The 22,085-nt window shown below is 53.9% G+C and carries 18 protein-coding genes and 1 pseudogene; all 19 read left to right on the forward strand.

Annotated features, from left to right (window positions below):
- The first annotated feature begins 333 nt into the window (after window positions 1–333).
- Window positions 334–789, forward strand: a complete 456-nt coding sequence (gene mraZ, locus BG910_RS07340; protein WP_089037185.1) for a division/cell wall cluster transcriptional repressor MraZ — start codon at window positions 334–336, stop codon at window positions 787–789.
- On the forward strand, window positions 786–1,745 hold the full coding sequence (gene rsmH / locus BG910_RS07345) for a 16S rRNA (cytosine(1402)-N(4))-methyltransferase RsmH (RefSeq protein WP_089036278.1): 960 nt from the start codon (window positions 786–788) through the stop codon (window positions 1,743–1,745). The genes mraZ and rsmH overlap by 4 nt, the downstream gene beginning before the upstream one ends.
- Window positions 1,746–1,792: 47 nt before the next feature.
- On the forward strand, window positions 1,793–2,056 hold the full coding sequence (ftsL, locus tag BG910_RS07350) for a cell division protein FtsL (RefSeq protein WP_089036279.1): 264 nt from the start codon (window positions 1,793–1,795) through the stop codon (window positions 2,054–2,056).
- 243 nt (window positions 2,057–2,299) lie between these two features.
- On the forward strand, window positions 2,300–4,051 hold the full coding sequence (locus BG910_RS07355) for a peptidoglycan D,D-transpeptidase FtsI family protein (RefSeq protein WP_089036280.1): 1,752 nt from the start codon (window positions 2,300–2,302) through the stop codon (window positions 4,049–4,051).
- Window positions 4,052–4,166: 115 nt separating this feature from the next.
- Entirely contained in the window at window positions 4,167–5,669 is a 1,503-nt protein-coding gene (locus BG910_RS07360) for a UDP-N-acetylmuramoyl-L-alanyl-D-glutamate--2,6-diaminopimelate ligase (protein ID WP_089036281.1), read from the forward strand.
- Window positions 5,670–5,947: 278 nt separating this feature from the next.
- Window positions 5,948–6,748 (forward strand): NYN domain-containing protein, encoded by an 801-nt coding sequence (locus tag BG910_RS07365; RefSeq protein ID WP_089036282.1) that lies wholly within the window; start codon window positions 5,948–5,950, stop codon window positions 6,746–6,748.
- A 187-nt stretch (window positions 6,749–6,935) separates the two neighbouring features.
- Window positions 6,936–7,944 (forward strand): annotated as a pseudogene (locus BG910_RS07370) (hypothetical protein).
- A gap of 190 nt (window positions 7,945–8,134) precedes the next feature.
- Window positions 8,135–8,626: a M23 family metallopeptidase gene (locus tag BG910_RS07375; protein WP_408633795.1), complete on the forward strand. Its 492-nt coding sequence runs from the start codon at window positions 8,135–8,137 to the stop codon at window positions 8,624–8,626.
- A gap of 343 nt (window positions 8,627–8,969) precedes the next feature.
- Window positions 8,970–9,755 carry an Abi family protein gene (locus tag BG910_RS07380; RefSeq protein ID WP_198344767.1) on the forward strand — a complete coding sequence of 262 codons (786 nt, stop codon included), beginning with the start codon at window positions 8,970–8,972 and terminating at the stop codon, window positions 9,753–9,755.
- A gap of 154 nt (window positions 9,756–9,909) precedes the next feature.
- Window positions 9,910–11,286: a UDP-N-acetylmuramoyl-tripeptide--D-alanyl-D-alanine ligase gene (locus tag BG910_RS07385; RefSeq protein WP_089036283.1), complete on the forward strand. Its 1,377-nt coding sequence runs from the start codon at window positions 9,910–9,912 to the stop codon at window positions 11,284–11,286.
- A gap of 362 nt (window positions 11,287–11,648) precedes the next feature.
- Window positions 11,649–12,731, forward strand: coding sequence for a phospho-N-acetylmuramoyl-pentapeptide-transferase (gene mraY / locus BG910_RS07390; RefSeq protein ID WP_089036284.1), 1,083 nt, complete (start codon window positions 11,649–11,651; stop codon window positions 12,729–12,731).
- Window positions 12,732–12,810: 79 nt separating this feature from the next.
- Window positions 12,811–13,563 (forward strand): SLATT domain-containing protein, encoded by a 753-nt coding sequence (locus tag BG910_RS07395; RefSeq protein WP_089036285.1) that lies wholly within the window; start codon window positions 12,811–12,813, stop codon window positions 13,561–13,563.
- A gap of 26 nt (window positions 13,564–13,589) precedes the next feature.
- Complete coding sequence (gene murD / locus BG910_RS07400; protein ID WP_089036286.1) at window positions 13,590–14,927, forward strand: UDP-N-acetylmuramoyl-L-alanine--D-glutamate ligase; 1,338 nt, start codon at window positions 13,590–13,592, stop codon at window positions 14,925–14,927.
- 62 nt (window positions 14,928–14,989) lie between these two features.
- Window positions 14,990–16,153, forward strand: coding sequence for a putative lipid II flippase FtsW (gene ftsW / locus BG910_RS07405; RefSeq protein ID WP_089036287.1), 1,164 nt, complete (start codon window positions 14,990–14,992; stop codon window positions 16,151–16,153).
- 3 nt (window positions 16,154–16,156) lie between these two features.
- Entirely contained in the window at window positions 16,157–17,224 is a 1,068-nt protein-coding gene (murG, locus tag BG910_RS07410) for an undecaprenyldiphospho-muramoylpentapeptide beta-N-acetylglucosaminyltransferase (protein WP_089036288.1), read from the forward strand.
- A 311-nt stretch (window positions 17,225–17,535) separates the two neighbouring features.
- Window positions 17,536–18,942, forward strand: coding sequence for a UDP-N-acetylmuramate--L-alanine ligase (gene murC, locus BG910_RS07415; RefSeq protein WP_198344768.1), 1,407 nt, complete (start codon window positions 17,536–17,538; stop codon window positions 18,940–18,942).
- Window positions 18,943–18,999: 57 nt separating this feature from the next.
- Complete coding sequence (locus tag BG910_RS07420) at window positions 19,000–19,911, forward strand: D-alanine--D-alanine ligase (protein ID WP_089036289.1); 912 nt, start codon at window positions 19,000–19,002, stop codon at window positions 19,909–19,911.
- The gene (locus tag BG910_RS07425; protein ID WP_089036290.1) at window positions 19,901–20,635 is read left to right on the forward strand and encodes a cell division protein FtsQ/DivIB; all 735 of its coding nucleotides are present in this window, start codon (window positions 19,901–19,903) and stop codon (window positions 20,633–20,635) included. The genes BG910_RS07420 and BG910_RS07425 overlap by 11 nt, the downstream gene beginning before the upstream one ends.
- A 134-nt stretch (window positions 20,636–20,769) precedes the next feature.
- Entirely contained in the window at window positions 20,770–22,011 is a 1,242-nt protein-coding gene (gene ftsA / locus BG910_RS07430; protein ID WP_089036291.1) for a cell division protein FtsA, read from the forward strand.
- Window positions 22,012–22,085: the final 74 nt, after the last annotated feature.

Consider the following 22,085-nt stretch of genomic DNA (forward strand, 5'->3'; position numbering starts at 1 on the left):
TCATTATAACGTGAAAACCGCAGTCGTTTTTTGACGTCGGTATGCGCAATATCTTGTAGTTTGCCGGTGGTGAAAATACAAGATATTGTGTTTTTTTACTCCTTAAGGGTGGGGGGTGTAGTTTGGTGTGATTGCTCTAGGATTGCATCTCGTTGTGTTTTAAGGAGTTTTTTATGCAAATGGCGGTGTTCTTTCCTTTTGGTTGATTTGACCGAGCCTTTAAAATTTCTTATAGTGTGGGCTAGTGGGGCAATGTGGGAGAAAGTGTCCGCATTGCCCAAAAATTTCCGAAAAATTTCCATTTCAGCAACTTTCATCGACAGGACGAAAAAAGTGTTCGGCGGTTCTCATGAATTGAGCATAGACAGCAAAGGGCGGTTGGCCATTCCGGCTAAGTTCCGCGATCTTTTGCTGCGCCATTACACGCCGTCGATTGTGGTGACGCTGGATTCTCGTCAGAAAATGCTGATGTATCCGGAGGCGGAATGGGAGCAGGTCTCCAAACAGCTTTTGAGCTTGAAAACAGCAGGTAATCCCGTGTTGCAGCGTTATCAAAATTTGCTGCTGCACAACGCGGATACGCTGGAATGGGATAGCGCGGGGCGTATTTTGCTGCCGGCCAACCTGCGCAAGCGCGTGGATTTTGAGAAAGAAGTGACGCTGGTCGGCCGCGCCAACCGCTTGGAACTGTGGGGCCGCGAAAACTGGGAAGCTGAGATGAATCAGGCGCTTGATGACGATCCCGATGAATTGGCGTTCCAACTCAGTCAAACGGATTTGCAGCTGTGAGCGGGGCGGAAACTTACCGACACGTTACCGTGCTGCTGAACGAAGCGGTCGATGCGCTGAATATCCGGGAAGACGGTATTTACGTTGACGGAACATTCGGCAGGGGAGGGCACTCCCGACTGATTTTGTCGAAGCTGGGCAGCGAAGGCCGTTTGGTGGTGTTTGACAAAGATCCGCAGGCAGTTGCCGTGGCGCAGGAATTGGCGGCGCAGGATAAGCGGGTCAGCGTGGTACACGACGGTTTCGCCACTTTTCAGACGGCCTTGGACGGGCTGGGAATCGGTGAAATAGACGGTGCGCTGTTTGATTTGGGCATTTCGTCGCCGCAGATTGACGAAGCCGCCCGCGGATTCAGTTTCCGTTTTGACGCACCGCTGGATATGCGCATGGATACGACGCGCGGAATATCGGCTGCGGAATGGATTGCCGTTGCAGGTGAACAGGAATTGCACGAGGTTATTAAAAATTATGGTGAAGAGCGGTTTAGTCGCCGGATTGCGCGTGCCATTGTTGCGCAACGCGAAGAATCTCCCATCGATACAACCAGCAAGCTGGCGCAGCTCGTGGCGCAAAACGTCCGTACTCGCGAGCGCGGACAAGACCCGGCGACGCGCACCTTCCAGGCAGTTCGCATCTTTATTAACCGCGAACTCGAAGAGGTAGAAGCGGTTTTGCCGCAGGTTGCAGGCCGTCTGAAAACGGGCGGGCGTTTGGCGGTGATTGCCTTTCATTCTTTGGAAGACCGCATCGTCAAGCAGTTTATGAAAAAACATTCGCAACACAAGCCCCTGCCGCGTTGGGCTGCTGTGAAAGAAGCGGATTTGCCGCAGCCGCCGCTGAAATTGATCGGTAAGGCTGTGAGGCCGTCTGAAACGGAAACGGCGGAAAACCCGAGAGCGCGAAGTGCGGTTTTGCGTGTGGCGGAGCGTACATCAGGCAGTTTTACAGAGGAATGACAACGGTAGGGGAGGGCGGTTTTGCAGAGGCCGTCTGAAAAAATCAAATGAACAAGCTGAACATTATTTTGCTGCTGGCAGCTTTTGCTTCGGGTTTTGCGGTGGTTTCCGTGCAAAACCAGTCGCGCCAGCACTTTATCGCCTTGGATAAGGCACAAAAGCAGGAAATCAAGCTGGAGCAGGACTATGCCCGTTTGAAGTTGGAACAGGCGCGGTTGTCCAACCATAAATTGATTAAATCGGCGGCGGAAAAACAAAACCTGCAACCGCCAAGCGCGCATAACACCATTATGGTCGAGCGCAGGAAGTAAAACGGTTTCGGATTTTCCATGTGCTGCCGTTTGCGGAAAATTCGGGTGGAACAGATGAGGCGGCAAAACCGCCCGTCAGGTTTTCAGGGCGATCTTCAAACTGGAAATACCGTTGTTCTGCTTAATTATCCGTTTGGGCATGAGAAGAAGATAATTTAAACCCAAAAACATATAATAATGGAATAATAAACGCGGATTACGATAACGACTCAACCCGCAAAAATACGATAACGAGAAGTCATCATGCTGATCAAGAATGAATACAAGCCCCAGATGCTTGCAAAACCGGTCAAAGAGAAAAAAGCCATCACCAGCGACGGCCGTATTTATCTGGTGTTGGGCGCAGTTGCCGTCGCGTTCGGCGGACTTTTGGTGCGCGGCGTTTATTTGCAGACCTCGCAGCACGCGTTCCTGAAAAACCAGGGTGACCAGCGTTTCGTCCGCACCCTGAGCCTGCCTGCGTCGCGCGGTACGATTACCGACCGCAACGGCGCGACTTTGGCTTTGAGTGCGCCGACCGAATCGCTGTACGCCATGCCGTCTGAAATCGACGAAATGCCGACCAACGCGCAGATGGAAAAATTGGCGGCGATTTTGGGCATGTCCGTCGAAAGCCTTCAGGATAAGTTTGCCAAAAAAGATAAAGATTTCATCTATCTGAAGCGTCAGCTCAGCAAAGAAACGGCCGATAAAATTGCCGCTTTGGGCATCAAAGGCATCGGTTTCCAAAAAGAATTGAAACGCCATTACCCGATGGGCAACCTGTTTGCGCACGTTATCGGTTTTACCAATATCGACGGCAAAGGCCAAGAGGGCTTGGAGCTTTCGCGTGAAGACAGTCTGCGCGGCACCAACGGCGCTAAAGTCGTTTTGCGCGACAACAAAGGCAATATCGTTGACAGCTTGGATTCGCCGCGCAACAGCGATCCGAAAAACGGTGCCGATATGGTGCTGTCGCTCGACCAGCGCATTCAGACGCTGGCTTATGAAGAGCTGAACAAAGCGGTTGAGCATCACAAAGCCAAAGCAGGTATGGTTGTCGTATTGGATGCGCAAACCGGCGAAATTCTGGCCTTGGCCAACAGCCCTGCCTACGACCCCAATACACCGGGAACGGCCGACAGCGAGCAGCGCCGCAACCGCGCCGTTACCGACATGATCGAGCCGGGTTCGGCGATGAAACCGTTTACCATTGCGAAGGCTTTGGATTCGGGTAAAGTATCTGTCAGTGATAAATTCAATACCTTGCCGTATCAAATCAATGGTGCGACCGTGCGCGATACCCATGTTTATCCGGTTTTGGATTTGCGCGGCATCATGCAGAAATCGTCAAACGTCGGTACCAGTAAACTTTCGGCAATGTTCAATCCGAAAGAAATGTATGATTTCTATCACGAAATGGGTGTGGGCGTGCGGATGCATTCCGGCTTCCCGGGCGAATCCGCCGGTTTGCTGCGCAACTGGAAAAAATGGCAGCCGATTGAGCAGGCAACCATGTCGTTCGGCTACGGTTTGCAGTTGAGCCTGTTGCAGTTGGCGCGTTCGTACACCATGCTGACCCACGACGGCGAGCTGTTGCCCGTCAGCTTTGAAAAACAGGCGGTTGCGCCCAAAGGGCACCGAGTGATTAAAGCCGAAACCGCGCGCCAGATTCGCGAGATGATGGTTTCCGTTACCGAGCCGGGCGGCACGGGTACGGCAGGCGCGGTTGACGGCTTCGATGTCGGCGCGAAAACCGGTACCGCCCGCAAGCTGGTTAACGGCCGCTACGTTGACAACAAACACAGCGCCACCTTTGTCGGCTTTGCGCCCGCCAAAAAACCGCGCGTAATTGTTGCTGTGAATGTGGATGAGCCGACAACCAACGGCTACTACGGCGGCGTGGTCGCAGGCCCCGTGTTCAAACAAGTCATGGGCGGCAGCCTCAACATCTTGGGCGTTTCCCCGACCAAACCCCTGACCGCAGCCGTTCCGACCGTTAAAGTAAAATCCTGATTCAAGCCGAGCGGATTCGGCGACATCCTTCATATTCCGAATCCGCCGCAGGGTCTGTCTGCATTCCGCCAAGCGGCGTAATGAAGGCAGACTCTTTTTTCATAGAGATACGATTATGTACAGCGAACTCACCCCGTTAGCCGAAACCGCCCTCCCCAAACTTCTCTGCCCCCATCACGCAGGACATTTCTTGCATTCGGACAGTCGGAAAATCCAGCCCGGCGACATTTTCATTGCCTGTCAGGGCGAATATACCGACGGGCGCAGTTTTATTCCCGCCGCCATCGAAAACGGCGCGGCGTTCGTATTTTGGGATGACGACGGCAGTTTCGTCTGGAACCCCGAATGGAATGTGCCCAACCAAGGCATCCGCGATCTCAAAACCCGTGCCGGCATCCTTGCCGCGCAGGTGTACGGCAACATTTCAGACAGGCATTCAGACGGCCTCCGCATCTGGGGCGTAACCGGCACCAACGGCAAAACCTCCGTCACCCAATGGCTTGCGCAGGCCGTCGACATACTTGAAGGCCGTCTGAAAAGCTGCGCCGTGGTCGGCACCGTCGGCAACGGCTTCTGGGGCGCATTGCAGGAAGCCACCCACACCACGCCCGACCCCGTGTCGCTGCAAACTCTGCTGCACGGCTTCAAACAGCAGGGCGCAACCGCCGTCGCCATGGAAGTGTCCAGCCACGGCCTCGCCCAATTCCGCGTCAACGGCGTACCGTTTCAGACAGGCATTTTCACCAACCTCACCCGCGACCACCTCGACTACCACGGCAGCATGGAAGAATACGGCGAAACCAAAGCCCGCCTCTTCTACTGGCGCGGCCTCAAACACGCAGTCATCAACGCCGACGACGCATACGGCGCCGAACTCACAGGCCGTCTGAAACAAGACCGCCCCGAAACCGCCGTGTACGGCTACGGCTTCACCGAACGCGCCGACATCCGCATCACCCGCTTCGCCGCATCTTCAGACGGCATGACCGTTTCCCTCGACACTCCGTGGGGCAGCGGCCGATGCACCACCCGCCTGCTCGGCCGCTTCAACGCCCAAAACCTCGCCGCCTGCGTCGGCCTGCTCTGCGCCAACGGCTATCCGCTCGAAAAAGTATTGGCCGCATTGGCACAAATCCGCCCCGCCACCGGCCGCATGGACTGCATCATGAACAGCGGCAAACCCCTCGTCGTCATCGACTACGCCCACACCCCCGACGCCCTCGAAAAAGCCCTCGCCACGTTGCAGGAAATCAAACCCCAAGGCGCAAAACTCTGGTGCGTATTCGGCTGCGGCGGCAACCGCGACAAAGGCAAACGCCCCCTGATGGGTGCCGCCGCCGCGCAGGGCGCCGACAAAACCGTCGTGACCAGCGACAACCCGCGCATGGAAGACCCGCAGGAAATCATCAACGACATCCTCCCCGCCGTACCCCGTCCCGAACACGTCAACCCCGACCGCCGCGCCGCCATCGCCTACGCCGTCTCCCGCGCCGCCGACGCCGACATCATCCTGATTGCCGGCAAAGGCCACGAAACCTATCAGGACATTCAGGGCGAAAAACAGCACTTTTCCGACTTCGAAATCGCCGAAGCCGCATTGGCCAAGCGTTTAGCGTAATGCCTGTCTGAAAAAATTATGGAACGGCAAACTGTTTTCAGACAGGCATTGGCTGATACGCAGAGGCCGTCTGAAATGCCTATCTGAATTTTGGAAAACAGTCGTAGGTTGGGTTGAAAACCCAACGGTTTCAGACGGCCTGAACGGATTTTGTTGGGGATTTAATGCAATATAAATATCATATTTAAAATTTTCAGACAGGCATTTTGCTTGACGAGGCCGTCTGAAAAAACAAGCTGCCCAGCTTTTTATTTCAACACATTACTAAGGAAACTCAAATGTCAAAAATCAAAACCAGCTTTAACGTTGTCGAAGAAAAAACAACCAGATTAGCTGTGCTGATTGATGCAGATAACGCTTCTGCTAAAAGCATCAAAGCAATTTTGGAAGAAATTACCAAATATGGCGAAGCCACAGTCAGAAGGATTTACGGCAACTTCGTTTCGGCAAACGGGCAATGGAAAGAAACAATCAATCAATATGCTATCAAGCCTATGCAGCAGTTTGCATTTACATCGGGAAAGAACGCAACCGACGGCTTTATGATTATTGATGCAATGGATTTGCTTTATACCAACCGTTTTGACGGATTCTGTATCGTATCCAGCGACAGTGATTTCACGGCACTTGCCATCAGGCTCAAAGAGCAGGGCGCAACTGTTTACGGTTTCGGTAAAACACAAACACCGGTGGCTTTCCGTAATGCGTGCAGTCAATTTATCTATGTAGAAAACCTGCTGGATGAAACGGAAACTAAGAAAGAAAAAACTGCGGGTAAAACCTCATCGGAAAAAGTAGAAAAATCCGATCTGGCAGCGGCACAGACAAAAGACGGAAAACCTGCTTTGCCGACAGACATCATCCGCAAAATTTTCGAACAGTCCGACAGCGAATGGATTACAGCCAGCGTGTTGGGTTCACAATGGAAATTATTGCAAACGGATTTTGATCCGAGAACCTACGGCTATAAGAAGCTGGGTGACTTGGTTAAAAACCACCGTAAGATTTTTGCGTACGAAATGCGCCCTGTTTCAGACGACAATAAGCATGAACATATGTATGTGAAGCTGGCTGGATAAATACATATACGCCGTAGGCTGGGCTTCAGCCCAGTGAGTTTATGTAAACAAACCTTTCCCGGTATCGTTGGGCTAAAGCCCAGTTAAGCAAGCATAAAACGGTAGGCTCACACCTACCCTACGGTAAAACCGAATGCCTGTCTGAAACAGGTTGAAACACTAATCTCTTGATAAAAAGGAAAACGTTATGGGTATCTATCGATGCAAATGCGGCCATTTGGCCGAACACCCCCACCATCAGGGCATGGCCGATATAGCCTGCGCAAAATGCGGAACGGCGGTAAAGGTTTATGGCACACTGTTTTTCGTACAGAAACTGCTGGAGCGGTATTTTGCCGTTTACCGCGAATTGCAGTCCTTGAAAGAGGAAACGCCCGCTGTGTCCGATACGGCACAAACGGAGTCTGCCGGACAGGATTCAGAACAATCCGCTGGTCGGCGTAAACCTGTCGGCCACCGACGTATTGGCGACTGCGGAGCAGCACGAACCGTTGAAACAATGGTTTGCCAAACAGAATATTTCGCCCGAGTTTGACTTTTCCGCCGTCGACATGAGCGGTTATTTCGACGAAGCGGCAGCCGAACTCGGCGGCAAGTTCCACATTACCAAAGATATTTTGGGCCGTATCGGCTGGGCATACCGAAACAACCATACCGGCCTGAACCTGAATTTGGACAAAATGTCGCAGCAGGATGCACAGCTTCTGAACAATATGTGCCGCCAGTTTTACAGCCATACCCTGTTTTCCAAATATATCTACCAAAAACAGGAAAAAATCGTGCGCCTGAGCCTGCAAAACGCCACAGCCATCAAACACTTCTTCAGCGGCGGCTGGCTCGAATGGTTTGCATTGGGGAAAATGCTGGCGGAAGCCAAACAGCGCGGTAAAAACTACGCCTTTTCATGCGCCCGCGGCGTGAAAGTACGGTTTGCCAACGAAGATTTGCACGAACTGGACGTCGTCTTCATGCCTGCGGGCGGACAGCCGATTGTGGTCGAATGCAAATCGGGCGAGTTCAGGCGCGACATCGAAAAATGCGTCCGCCTGAAAAAACGCCTGAATCTGCCCGACAACCGTTTCGTGATTTTGGCCGCCGATTTGGAAGAATCGCAGGCCGCAGCCTTGGGCAGCATGTACGGCATCACGTTCGTTACCCCGAAAACGCTGATGAAGCATATCCGCACGGTTATGTAAGGCCGTCTGAAAAAATGGCAGGTTCACGCCCGCCCTACACGAATGTCTGTCTGAAAACCCACAAAAAAGTCCGGACGCCCAAAACGTACCGAACCCTGAAAACCACACAAACGGGCGGCAAAACGTTCCCACGGAAACCCAACCCAAAGGAAACATTTTGAAACCCCAAAACGCAAAACAAACAACCCGTATCCTTGCCCTCGCCGCGCTTGCCGCCCTGTGGGGCTGTACCGCCACCGGTCCGCGCCCGACCGCCGAAATCAACCGCCTGCGCGCGGAAGCCCCGCCCGAAATGCAGAGCCTCATCAACCCCGTGCGCGGCAAAAAATTCGCCGACACTTGGCAGGCCGCGCGCAGCGGCGGGCGCCGCCACGAAGGCGTAGACATCTTCGCCAAAAAAGGCACCAACGTGCGCAGCACCACTGACGGCATCGTCACCAAAGCGGGCAAAAACCGCCTTGGCGGCAAAGTCATCGGTATCCAAGGGCCGGGTGCATGGCACTACTATGCGCACTTGAGCTCGCGGCGGGTAAAACTGTATGAGCGCGTGAAAGCAGGGCAGGTCATCGGCGAAGTCGGAAAAACCGGCAACGCCAAAAACACCCCCGCCCATCTGCACTACGGCGTGTACCTGCCCGACGGCGCGGTAAACCCGTTCCCGCTGATCCGTCAGGACGATTAAGCGGAAGGCCGTCTGAAAATGCCTGTCTGAATTTGGAAAACAGCAGTAGTAGTCTGTAGCAACTGTATTTTTACCCGACGGGGTTAAAAATACAGTTGCTACGCGGCAACAGCCCATACCTGTCTGAAAAATGAGTGCTACTGACTTTGTCTGCTTTCAGTAGCCAATAAAAATGGAAAACGTTAAAAATGTATGAACAGATTAAACCGTGGCGGGACTTTGCCGATCAGGTTGGGCTGCTGCAACACAGGGGGATGCGGATTGACGATGTGCAACGCGCCGAAAACTATCTGAGCTGCATCGGCTATTACCGCCTGAGCGGGTATTTTCATGTTTTCCGGCAGTGGGATGGGAAAATCTGCTGGAACAGTTTAGGCCTAATAGCGATTTTGAAACGGTTTTATCTTTATATTTGTTTGATAAAAAGCTCCGTTTGCTTGCGTTGGATGCATTGGAGCGGATTGAAATGGCCGTGCGGGTGGATATTGTGCATATTTTAGGCAAACAAGATCCGATGGCTCATGAAAACCCTGCTTGTTTCGACGGTAAATTCACTAAAATTATTCAGACAGACGGGCAAACCAAACATCAGCAATGGTTGGCACGTTTAAATGAATTGGTACGGAAAGCCGAACGGCGGAAAACGGCCTGTGTCGTGCACAATCTGCAAACATATGGAAAGCTCCCGGTTTGGGCGGTAAGCGGATTGTGGGATTTCGGTGCGATGTCGCGCTTATATGAAGGAATGAAGCATAAAGACCAAAATGTGATTGCGCAGAAATACGGTGCAGTTCGGGGAGATGTGTTTGCACAATGGCTGCGGAGTTTGAACGAAATCCGAAATATTGCCGCGCACTACGATCGTTTGTGGAACATCCGAATCGTACAAAAATCTGGGCCGGTTAAGGAAGACAAATTTTGGGTACAGTTGGAAAATTCCCGGCCGTTTTTCTATTTTTGCATCATGCAGCAAATGTTGAATGTACTGTGTCCAAATTCGAAATGGGCGGAGCGTTTCAATGCATTGTTGACAGAATTTCCCTCTCATATCGGTAAAAACGTCAGCTTGGAACCGTTCGGCCTGATTGAAGATTACTGTGAATGGCCGTTATGGAACAGGCAAAAATAAAGACCGCCACATGCATTAAGCAGAGGTGGACGGTCATGTCGGATAGAATGATACGCAAGAAAACGGCTTGTATCAAGCATATTTAGCAATGGTTAATTAAACAATTATACCGGCAGATTAATGCCTGTCTGAAAACCCCATACCGAAAGAACCCATGAAAACCCTGACCCTATCCTTCCTTTGCCAAGCCCTGAACCTGCCTGTGCCGTCTGAAAACGGCACTGTCGAAATCAAACGCATCGTAACCGACAGCCGCGACATCCGCGCGGGCGATGTATTTTTCGCGCTTTCGGGCGAGCGGTTCGACGCGCATGACTTCGTGGCCGACGTGCTCGAACAAGGCGCGCTCGCGGCGGTGGTGTCGCGCGCAGACTGCGCCGCGCTGCCGCGTGCGCTGAAAGTGGCCGACACGCTCGAAGCCCTGCAAACGCTGGCCGCAGCGTGGCGCGGCGAAACCGATCCGTTCGTGTTCGGCATCACCGGTTCCAGCGGCAAAACCACCGTGAAAGAAATGCTGGCCGGCATTTTGCGCCGCAAGTTCGGCGAAGATGCCGTGCTGGCCACCGCGGGCAATTTCAACAACCACATCGGCCTGCCGCTTACCCTGTTGAAATTAAACGGAAACCACCGCTACGCCGTGATTGAAATGGGCATGAACCACTTCGGCGAACTGGCCGCGCTCACCCGCATCGCCCGCCCCGACGCCGCGCTGGTCAACAACGCCCAACGCGCGCACGTCGGCTGCGGCTTCGACGGCACGGCCGACATCGCCAAAGCCAAAAGCGAAATTTATCAGGGGCTTAAACAGGGCGGTACGGCCATCCTGCCTGCCGAAGACGCCAATCTGGCCGTTTTTCAGACGGCCTGCAACGCTTTGCCGCAAACGGGGTTGACCGTGCAGACCTTCGGCGCGGACAGCGGCGGCGTGCACGCCGAAAATATCGTGCTGCAACCGCTCTCGTGCGCCTTCGATTTGGTTGCCGGCGGCCAACGGGCGGCAGTCAACCTGCCCGTGCCCGGCCGCCACAACGCCGCCAACGCCTGCGCCGCCGCCGCGCTCGCCCTGGCCGCGGGTCTGAGTTTGCAGGAAATTTCAGACGGCCTGTCCGAATTCGCCAACATCAAAGGCCGTCTGAACGTCAAACGCGGCATCAAAGGCGCAACCCTGCTCGACGACACCTACAACGCCAACCCCGACAGCATGAAAGCCGCGCTCGACGTGCTCGCCCAACTCCCCGCCCCGCGCGTGTTCGTGATGGGCGATATGGGCGAACTCGGCGAAACCGAAGCCGCCGCCATGCACGCCGAAGTCGGCGCCTACGCCCGCGATAAGGGCATCGAATCGGCCTATTTCGTCGGCGACGACAGCGTGGAAGCCGCCGAAGCGTTCGGCGAAGCAGGGCTGTGGTTCGCCGCCAAAGACCCGCTGGTTCAGGTGCTCGCCCACGATTTGCCCGAAGGCGCGAACGTGTTGGTAAAGGGGTCGCGGTTTATGAAGATGGAAGAGGTGGTTGAGAGGTTGTCAGAGTAGGGCAGGACGGTTTAAGTGATTGCTTGAGGCCGTCTGAAAAATACTTGCCTGACCCGCGAAATTTCAGACGGCCTTCTGCGCCATTTCTGCATTCTGCCGCTGCCCGTAAAACCACGGTCTCTGCCGCCTGCCGGCGTTTTATGCTGTCTGAAAACATTCGGGCGGGGTAAAACGGTTTTTTGTTGAAAAATCCGTTTTGTTGTCAATGACTCGGCTTTATAATGTCAGATTAATCCGTTTTCAGACGGCATAAGGCCTTTCGGGGCGCAGATGCCGTCTGAAAACATAACAAAACATACGCACACCCCCGTTTTTTCAGACGGCCTTGCGCTGTGATTTTAAAAAATAAAAGGAAGCATCCCATGTTTTTATGGCTCGCCCATTTCAGCGACTGGTTTTCTGCGCTGAACGTCTTTCAATACACCACGTTCCGCGCGGTGATGTCGGCGCTGACGGCGCTGGTTTTCTCGCTCTTGCTGGGGCCGTGGACCATCCGCAAGCTCACCGAGCTGAAAGTCGGCCAGGCCGTGCGCCACGACGGGCCGCAAACCCATTTGGTGAAAAACGGTACGCCGACCATGGGCGGCTCGCTGATTCTGACCGCAATCGCTGTGTCCACGCTGTTGTGGGGCAACTGGGCGAACCCGTATATCTGGATTCTGCTGGCCGTTTTGCTGGCAACGGGTGCGCTCGGCTTTTACGACGACTGGCGCAAAGTGGTCTATAAAGATCCCAACGGCGTTTCCGCCCGCTTCAAAATGGCATGGCAGACCGCCGTCGCGCTCGGCGCGGGTCTGGCCTTGTTTTTCCTTGCCAGCAGCAGCGCCAACGATATTTTAATCGTGCCGTTTTTCAAGCAAATCGCGCTGCCCTTGGGCTTTTTCGGCTTTTTGGTACTGAGCTACCTCACCATCGTCGGAACCTCCAACGCCGTCAACCTCACCGACGGTTTGGACGGTCTGGCGGCGTTTCCAGTGGTCTTGGTGGCGGCAGGGCTGGCGATTTTCGCCTACGCCAGCGGCCACTCCGAATTTGCCCGCTACCTGCAACTGCCTTATGTCAGCGGCGCCAACGAAGTGGTAGTGTTCTGTACCGCCATGTGCGGCGCGTGTTTGGGATTTTTGTGGTTCAACGCCTATCCTGCACAAGTGTTTATGGGTGACGTCGGCGCATTGGCGCTGGGCGCGGCGCTGGGCACGGTGGCCGTGATTATCCGTCAGGAATTCGTGTTGGTGATTATGGGCGGCCTGTTTGTGGTCGAAGCCATATCGGTAATGTTGCAGGTGGGCTGGTACAAACGCACGAAAAAACGCATCTTCCTGATGGCGCCCATCCACCACCACTACGAGCAGAAAGGCTGGAAGGAAACGCAGGTGGTGGTGCGGTTTTGGATTATCACGATTGTGCTGGTACTGGTGGGGCTGAGCACGCTGAAAATCCGATAATGCCTGTCTGAAAAACAGAGGCCGTCTGAAAAGCTGGGATAGGGTGGGTGTGAACCTGCTGTTTCAGACGGCATGGGGAATGGTGGGTTTAAACCCACCCTACGGGAAACCGGTTTTTACTTGTTTGAAGTATCTTGAAATTGTCAGGGAAATCAATTGGATAATAAGGGAAGTGATAAAAAGCATAAAGCATTCGGCTTTTGAACAATTGTTGTATTCAGCTAGAACTACGGCAAATTGTAAATATGGAGCTGCTACAAGACTTACAAAGTTTAAGTTGCTTACATTTTGCGTAACAACTATGTTGTCATTAGGATTAATTTTTATACCACTATGGGCAACTCATTATCCTCACCCGCATAAATTTAGTAATGAATTTTTGAATATATTTCAAATATTCTTAGCAGTTGCTACTTTGGTGTACTCGGTAATTATTTCTATGGCGGGGTATGATTTAAGGATTTATAAATTGCAAGATTGTGGTGGACAGTTAAGAGCTTTTGTTAAGAAGTTGAGATTAAAAAAGGAAAATAAGGTTAAAGACGGTGGTAATGGCAATGATATAGTTGAATTTTCAGAGGATGAATTAAAACAGTATCAGAAAGAATACCATCGTATAGTTTCATCATCTGAACAACATACTGATTTGGATTATCTTATTTATCAATTTGAAGATAAAAAGTTGTGTAAAAGAATTTTTAGTCTTTATTATTTTAAGAAATTTTGGAATTTACATACAATTTCTTTCTTGATTCCATTATTTATGATGTTGTTAGAGCTTTTAGTTATTACTGATCTTATCAGAGTTACAAATATCTTACCTGACTTGTAAATGTTCAAATGCAAAAGACAACAACCATGAACTGGCAAAACAAAAAAATCTTAGTCGCCGGACTCGGCGGTACGGGCGTTTCCATGATTGCGTTTCTGCGCAAGGCAGGCGCGGAAGTGGTGGCCTACGATGCGGAGCTGAAATCCGAGCGCGTTTCGCAGATCGGCAGGCTGTTTGACGGGCTGGTGTTTTACACAGGCCGTCTGAAAGATGCATTGGATAGCGGTTTCGACGTTTTGGCCATCAGCCCGGGCATTTCCGAGCGCCAGCCCGATATTGCCGAATTTAAGGCAAACGGCGGCAAAGTCGTCGGCGACATCGAAATCCTCGCGGGCGTGTTGAACGAGCGCGGCGACAAAGTCATCGCCATTACTGGCAGCAACGGCAAAACCACGGTCACAAGTCTGGTCGGCTATCTCTGCATCAAATGCGGTTTGGACGCCGTGATCGCGGGCAACATCGGTACGCCCGTTTTGGAAGCCGAGTTGCAGCGCGGCGGCAAGCCCGCCGACGTGTGGGTGCTCGAACTGTCGAGCTTCCAGCTTGAAAACACCGAAAGCCTACACCCCGATGCCGCTACGGTGCTCAACATTTCCGAAGACCATCTCGACCGCTACGACGACCTGCTCGACTACGCCCGCGTCAAAGACAAAATCTTCCGCGGCAGCGGCGTGCAGGTGCTCAATGCCGACGACGTGCTCTGCCGCGCCATGCGCCGCGCGGGGCGCGACGTGAAATGGTTTTCGCTCGAATGCGAAACCGACTACTGGTTCGACCGCGCGACAGGCCGTCTGAAAAACGGCGGAACCGGCCTGCTCGGTGTGGACGAAATCCCGCTGCAAGGGCTGCACAACGCCGCCAACGTTCTGGCTGCGCTGGCCTTGTGCGAAGCCGTCGGCCTGCCGCGCCAAGCGCTGCTCGAACACGTCAAAACCTTCCAAGGTTTGCCGCACCGCGTGGAAAAAATCGGTGAGAAAAACGGCGTGGTCTTTATCGATGACAGCAAAGGCACTAACGTCGGCGCCACCGCCGCCGCCATCGCCGGCCTGCAAAGCCCGCTGTTTGTGATTTTGGGCGGACAGGGCAAAGGGCAGGATTTTACCCCGCTGCGCGCCGCACTCGCCGGCAAAGCCAAAGCCGTGATGCTGATCGGTGTCGATGCCCCGCAAATCCGCCGCGACTTGGACGGCTGCGGTGTGGAAATGACCGATTGCGCGACGCTGGAAGAAGCGGTGCAGAAATCGTTTGCACAAGCGCAAAGCGGCGACATCGTCCTACTCAGCCCTGCCTGCGCCAGCTTCGATATGTTTAAAGGCTACGCGCATCGCTCGGAAGTGTTCGTCGAGGCGTTTGAGGGCTTGTGAGGCCGAAGAACCGTCAGAGGCCGTCTGAAAATTTTTCGCTCAAGCTGTAACAAAGATTTCATATGATTAAAGTATCCAAAAAATTTCTCGAACGCCCGATTGTCCGCAGCGGGCAGAAAATCGATATGTCGCTGCTGTGGATGGTGGTGTTGATGACGGCGTTCAGCCTGCTGATGATTTATTCCGCATCGATTGCGTATGCGGCGTCGGAGGGCGGAGACCAGTATTCGTTTCTGACCAAACAGGCACTGTTTGTTTTGGGCAGCGTGGCGGTGTGCGGCGGTTTGTCGCTGATGAAGATGCACACTTGGAAAAAAATCATGCCGTGGTTTTTTGCGGCCTGCGGCGTGATGCTGCTGCTGGTTTTGGTGGTGGGGCGCGAGATTAACGGTGCGACGCGCTGGATTCACGTCGGTCCGGTCAACCTACAACCGACGGAAATGTTCAAGTTGGCGGTGGTGCTGTATTTGGCGAGTCTGTTTACCCGCAAGGCGGAAGTGTTGCAGTCGGTAACGAAGATTATCAAACCGGCCGTGCTGGTGGCGGCGGGCTTGATGCTGATTATGCTGCAACCCGATTTCGGCTCGTTTGTGGTTATCGTGGCGATTATGCTGGGCATGCTGTTTCTGGCGGGCTTTCCGTGGAAGTATTTTGTCACAATGGTGGCGGTGGTGCTGGCGGGTTTTGCGTCTCTGATTGTGGCTGCACCTTACCGCATGAAGCGTGTGGCGGCATTTTTGGATCCGTTTGCCGACCCGCTGGGCAAGGGCTACCAGCTGACCCATTCGTTGATGGCGATTGCGCGCGGCGAGTGGACGGGCGTTGGCTTGGGCGCGAGTTTGGAAAAACGCTTTTATCTGCCCGAGGCGCATACCGACTTTATTTTCGCCGTCATCGGTGAGGAGTTCGGCTTTCTCGGGATGTGCGTTTTAGTGTTCTGCTACGGCTGGCTGGTGTTGCGCGCGTTTTCCATCGGCCGCCAGGCACGGGATTTGGATTTGATTTTCAGCGCGTATGTGGCCAACGGCATTGGCATCTGGCTCGGTATTCAGAGTTTTTTCAACATCGGCGTAAACATCGGCGTGCTGCCGACCAAAGGCCTGACGCTGCCGCTGATGTCTTACGGCGGTTCAGCGGTTTTGGTGATGCTGGTCTGCATGATGCTGCTGCTGCGGATTGATTATGAAAACCGCCAGAAAATGCGCGGTTATCAGGTGGAGAATTAAAACATGGGCGGTAAAACCTTTATGCTGATGGCCGGCGGCACGGGCGGCCATATTTTCCCCGCGCTGGCGGTAGCCGATGCGCTGCGCGCGCGCGGGCATCATGTGATTTGGCTGGGCAGCGAGGGCGCGATGGAAACGCGTATCGTGCCGCAATACGACATTCTGCTGGAAACGCTGGCGATTAAAGGCGTGCGCGGCAACGGTCTGAAACGCAAGCTGATGCTGCCGTTTACGCTGTTCAAAACCGTGCGCGCGGCGCAGCAGATTATCCAGAAACACCGCGTCGAATGTGTGATCGGTTTCGGCGGTTTCGTCACCTTTCCCGGCGGCGTGGCGGCGAAACTTTTGGGCGTCCCGATTGTGATTCACGAGCAGAACGCCGTGGCGGGTTTGTCCAACCGCCAGCTTTCGCGCTGGGCGGCGCGCGTTTTGTATGCGTTTCCGAAAGCGTTTCCCGATTCAGACGGCTTGGTCGGCAATCCCGTGCGTGCTGACATTGCCAACCTGCCCGCGCCTGCGGCGCGTTTTGCCGGACGTGAAGGCCGTCTGAAAATTTTGGTGATGGGCGGAAGTCTCGGTGCGGATGTGTTGAACAAAACCCTGCCGCAGGCGCTGGCGCTGCTGCCGGAAAACAGCCGCCCGCAGATGTACCACCAATCTGGGCGCAACAAGCTGGGCACGCTTCAGGCAGATTATGACGCGCTGGGCGTGGAAGCCGAATGCGTGGAATTTATCACCGATATGGTTTCCGCCTACCGCGATGCTGATTTGGTGATTTGCCGCGCGGGCGCGCTGACGATTGCTGAGTTGACCGCTGCGGGCGTAGGCGCGCTGCTGGTGCCGTATCCGCACGCGGTGGACGACCACCAAACCGCCAACGCGCGCTTTATGGTGCAGGCCGAAGCAGGGCTGCTGCTGCCCCAGCCGCAACTGACCGCTGAAAAACTGGCCGAAGTCTTAAACGGCCTGACCCGCGAAAAATGCCTGCAATGGGCAGAAAACGCGCGCACGCTGGCTTTGCCCGACAGCGCGGATGATGTTGCGGAAATTGCCATCGGTGTTGTGAAGTAAGTTGTATTCAAGGCCGTCTGAAAATCTTTTCTGCAAAGGGAAAAGGTTTTCAGACGGCCTTTGTTGTTTTACCGTCAAAAAAGTATTTTTAGACAAACGGCATTTTATTTTAATAATTCCCGGTTTCTCGGCGGAACATTGTCTGCTGAGGAAAAAACCAAAACAGCATGGCGCAAGTGGATAGGGCGGTTTTCAGACGGCCTTGCAAGGTGATTCTTTATATTTCCTTTACAATAAAAACAATGGCGCAGAATGCCGCCGCCCTTTAAAATAACGGCTTTACACTAAATTTTCTTACGGAATACGGAGTCATGATGAAAAACCGCGTGAGCAATATCCATTTTGTCGGCATCGGCGGCGTCGGAATGAGCGGCATTGCCGAAGTTTTGCACAATCTCGGTTTTAAAGTTTCAGGCTCCGATCAGGCGAAAAACGCCGTTACCGAACATTTGGGCAGCCTGGGGATTCAGGTTTATCCCGGCCACACCGCCGAACACGTCAACGGCGCCGATGTAGTCGTTACTTCGACCGCCGTCAGCCGTGAAAACCCTGAAGTGGTTGCCGCGCTCGCGCAGCAGATTCCCGTGATTCCGCGCGCGCTGATGTTGGCCGAACTGATGCGCTTCCGCGACGGCATCGCCATCGCGGGTACACACGGTAAAACTACGACCACCAGCCTGACCGCCTCGATTTTGGGCGCAGCCGGTTTGGATCCGACCTTCGTTATCGGCGGTAAATTGAACGCCGCCGGCAGCAATGCGCGCTTGGGGAAAGGCGAATACATCGTGGCGGAAGCCGACGAATCCGACGCGTCGTTCCTGCATCTGACGCCGATTATGTCGGTTGTGACCAATATCGACGAAGACCACATGGATACCTACGGCCACAGCGTCGAGAAGCTGCATCAGGCTTTCGTTGATTTTATCCACCGCATGCCGTTTTACGGCAAAGCGTTTTTGTGTATCGACAGCGAACACGTCCGCGCCATTCTGCCGAAAGTGAGCAAACCCTACGCCACTTACGGCTTGGACGGGAGCGCCGATATTTACGCCACCGATGTGGAAAACATCGGCGCGCAGATGAAGTTTACCGTTCACGTCAAAAGCAAGGGCGAGGCACGCGAGCCGTTTGACGTCGTGCTGAATATGCCCGGCCGCCATAATGTATTGAATGCGCTGGCTGCCATCGGCGTGGCTTTGGAAGTGGGTGCGTCGGTCGAGGCGGTTCAAAAAGGGCTGCTGGAATTTGAAGGCGTCGGCCGCCGTTTTCAAAAATACGGCGACATCAAACTGCCCAACGGCGGAACGGCGCTGCTGGTCGATGACTACGGCCACCATCCCGTCGAAATGGCCGCCACCCTTTCCGCCGCGCGCGGTGCGTATCCCGACAAACGCTTGGTATTGGCGTTCCAGCCGCACCGCTACACCCGCACACGCGATTTGTTTGAAGATTTCACCAAAGTGCTGAACACCGTTGACGCGTTGGTTTTGACCGAAGTTTATGCCGCAGGCGAAGAGCCGATTGCCGCCGCGGATGCCCGCGCTTTGGCGCGCGCCATCCGCGTGTTGGGTAAATTAGAGCCGATTTACTGCGAAAACGTGGCCGAGCTGCCGCAAATGCTGTTGAATGTTTTGCAGGACGGCGACGTCGTTTTGAATATGGGCGCGGGCAGCATCAACCGTGTTCCCGCCACTTTAGTCGAATTATCCAAACAATAACAGGGAAAGGCCGTCTGAAAAGTATGGCCGTCTGAAAACAGGGAAAGAAACCGAATCATGCAGAATTTTGGTAAAGTCGCCGTATTGATGGGCGGATTTTCCAGCGAACGCGAAATTTCGTTGGACAGCGGCGCGGCAATCGTAGAAGCCTTGCGCAGCAAAGGCGTCGATGCCCATCCGTTTGACCCGAAAGAAACGCCGCTGGGCGAATTGAAAACACAGGGTTTTCAGACGGCCTTCAATATCTTGCACGGCACCTACGGCGAAGACGGCGCGGTGCAAGGCGCGTTGGAACTGCTGGGTATTCCCTACACCGGCAGCGGTGTGGCGGCTTCCGCTATCGGTATGGACAAATACCGCTGCAAACTGATTTGGCAGGCTTTGGGTCTGCCCGTACCCGAATTTGCTGTGTTGCGCGAAGACAGCGATTTTGAGGCGGTCGAGCAGTCATTGGGTTTGCCGATGTTCGTCAAACCCGCCGCAGAAGGCAGCAGCGTCGGCGTGGTCAAAGTTAAAGAATCAGGCCGTCTGAAAGCGGTTTACGAAGAGTTGAAACACCTTCAGGGCGAAATCATTGCCGAACGCTTTATCGGCGGCGGCGAATATTCCTGCCCCGTGTTGGGCGGCAAAGGGCTGCCGAGCATCCGCATCATTCCAGCCACCGAGTTTTACGATTACGAGGCGAAATACAACCGTGACGATACGGTTTACCAATGTCCGTCGGATTTGAACGATAATGACGAAGCGCTGATACGCGAACTGGCTGTCCGCGCGGCGGATGCCGTCGGCGCGCAGGGCTGTTCGCGCGTGGATTTTTTGAAAGACGAAGCCGGCAAACTCTATATTTTGGAAATCAATACCCTGCCGGGAATGACGGGTCACAGCCTGGTACCGAAATCTGCGGCGCAGACGGGTGTGGGTTTTGCCGATTTGTGCGTTGAAATTTTGAAAACTGCTCATGTGGGATGATGCCGGCGCCTTAGGGCGATTAACCAGATGGATGCTGCTCGCGGTCGTGGTCATGCTGACCGGTGCGGGTTTGGCGTGGCTGTATCATTCGGATTTCTTTCCGGTGAAAAAGGTGGCGATTGAAGGCCGTCTGAAACACGCCGATTCAAAAGCCCTGCAAACCATTGCCCGGCAATATATGCGCGGCAATATTTTCCGTGCCGATGTCAACGGCGCGCAGGCGGCGTTTCAAAAGCTGCCGTGGATTGATTCCGCGCTGGTGCGCCGTCGACTGCCGGATACGGTCGAAATCGTGCTGACCGAACGCGTGCCGCTGGCGCGCTGGAAAGATTCGGGGCTGGTCGATACCGAAGGCAATGTGTTTCAGGCGGATGTGAAAGACAAGCTGCCGGTATTCGACGGCCGCCCGGGTACGGGCAAAGACATGGTTCAGCATTATCACGACTTCGGCAAAATCCTGAGCGTGCGCGGCCTGAAAATCCGGGAATTGGTTTATACGCCGCGTTCGGCGTGGGCGGTGGTGCTGGATAACGGCATTACCGTGCGGCTCGGCCGCGAAAACGAAATCAAGCGCCTGCAACAGTTTGCCGACATCTGGCCGATCCTGCTGCGCGAACATCAAAGCCGCCTGAGCTATGTGGATATGCGTTATAAAGACGGATTCGCAGTGCGGTACAGCAAACCTTTGGACGAGCCGTCTGAAAACGGTTCAGGGAAAATATAGTGAAGTAAAATAAGAAAGATACAAGGCGGCAAGCCGAAGACAGTACAGGTAGTACGACAAGGCGCAGCCAACGCTGTAGGTTTCTTATTTTAATTCACTATACAACCAGCGATTTAAATAAAGAATGGTCATTTATGGAACATGGTAAATACATCAGCGCGTTAGACATCGGTACGTCAAAAGTTATCGCGCTCATCGGAGAAGTGCAGGAAGACAACGAAATCCACATCGTCGGCTTGGGACAGGCGCCGTCGCGCGGTCTGAAAGCGGGTATGGTCACGAATATCGATGCTACCGCACAGGCCATTAAACAGGCGGTCAACGAAGCCGAACTGATGGCGGATACCAAAATTTCCCACGTTACCACCGGTATCGCGGGCAACCATATCCGCAGCCTCAATTCTCAAGGCGTGGTCAAAATCAAAGACGGCGAAGTCAGTCAGGCGGATATCGACCGCGCGATTGAAACTGCCAAAGCGGTCAACATTCCACCCGATCACAATATCCTGCATACCGTGGTTCAGGAATACATCATCGACAACCAACCAGGCGTGAAAGAGCCTATCGGCATGAGCGGCGTGCGCCTGGATACGCGCGTACATATCATCACCGGCGCCAATACCGCGCTGCAAAATATCCAAAAATGTATCCACCGCTGCGGTTTGCAGATGGATCAAATCATGCTTCAGCCTTTGGCCAGCGGTCAGGCGGTACTGACTGAAGACGAAAAAGATTTGGGCGTGTGCGTCATCGACATCGGCGGCGGCACTACCGACATTGCCGTTTACACCAACGGCGCCATCCGCCACACCGCCGTGATTCCCGTGGCCGGTGACCTGATTACCAAAGACTTGGCACAAGCCCTGCGCACACCGCACAGTGCCGCCGAATACATCAAAATCCATTACGGCGTTGCTATTCCGACGATGGAAGGTTTGGACGAAATGGTCGAAGTTCCCAGCGTCGGCGACCGCCAGCCGCGCCAAATTTCGCGCCGCGTATTGGCCAGCGTCATCGGCCCGCGCGTAGAGGAAATCTTGGAATTGACCTTAAACGAATTGCGCCGTTCCGGCTTCCCCGAAGAAGTGCTGACGTCCGGCATCGTTCTGACCGGCGGCGCATCCATGTTGACCGGCATCGTCGAACTGGCCGAAGACGTATTCAATCTGCCTGCACGCATCGGCGTTCCGCAGGAAATGGGCGGCGTATCCGAACGCATCCGTAACCCGCGCTACGCTACTGCCATTGGCCTGCTTCAAGCTGCGCGCGGCGAAGAAGACGGCCAACCGGTCAGCGGCGCGGTTCACGTTTCCGATACAGGCGAGAAAGTCAGCTTGTGGGCAAAATTCCAAAAATGGCTGAAGGATAATTTCTAAGTAAAGACCGGGAAATGTGCGGTATGATTTTCGTGTATGCAGAAATGATAAATTGCGTATAATGAAAACATTCC

Origin of the sequence: Neisseria chenwenguii (assembly GCF_002216145.1) — a bacterium.
In the GTDB taxonomy this organism is placed as follows: domain Bacteria; phylum Pseudomonadota; class Gammaproteobacteria; order Burkholderiales; family Neisseriaceae; genus Neisseria; species Neisseria chenwenguii.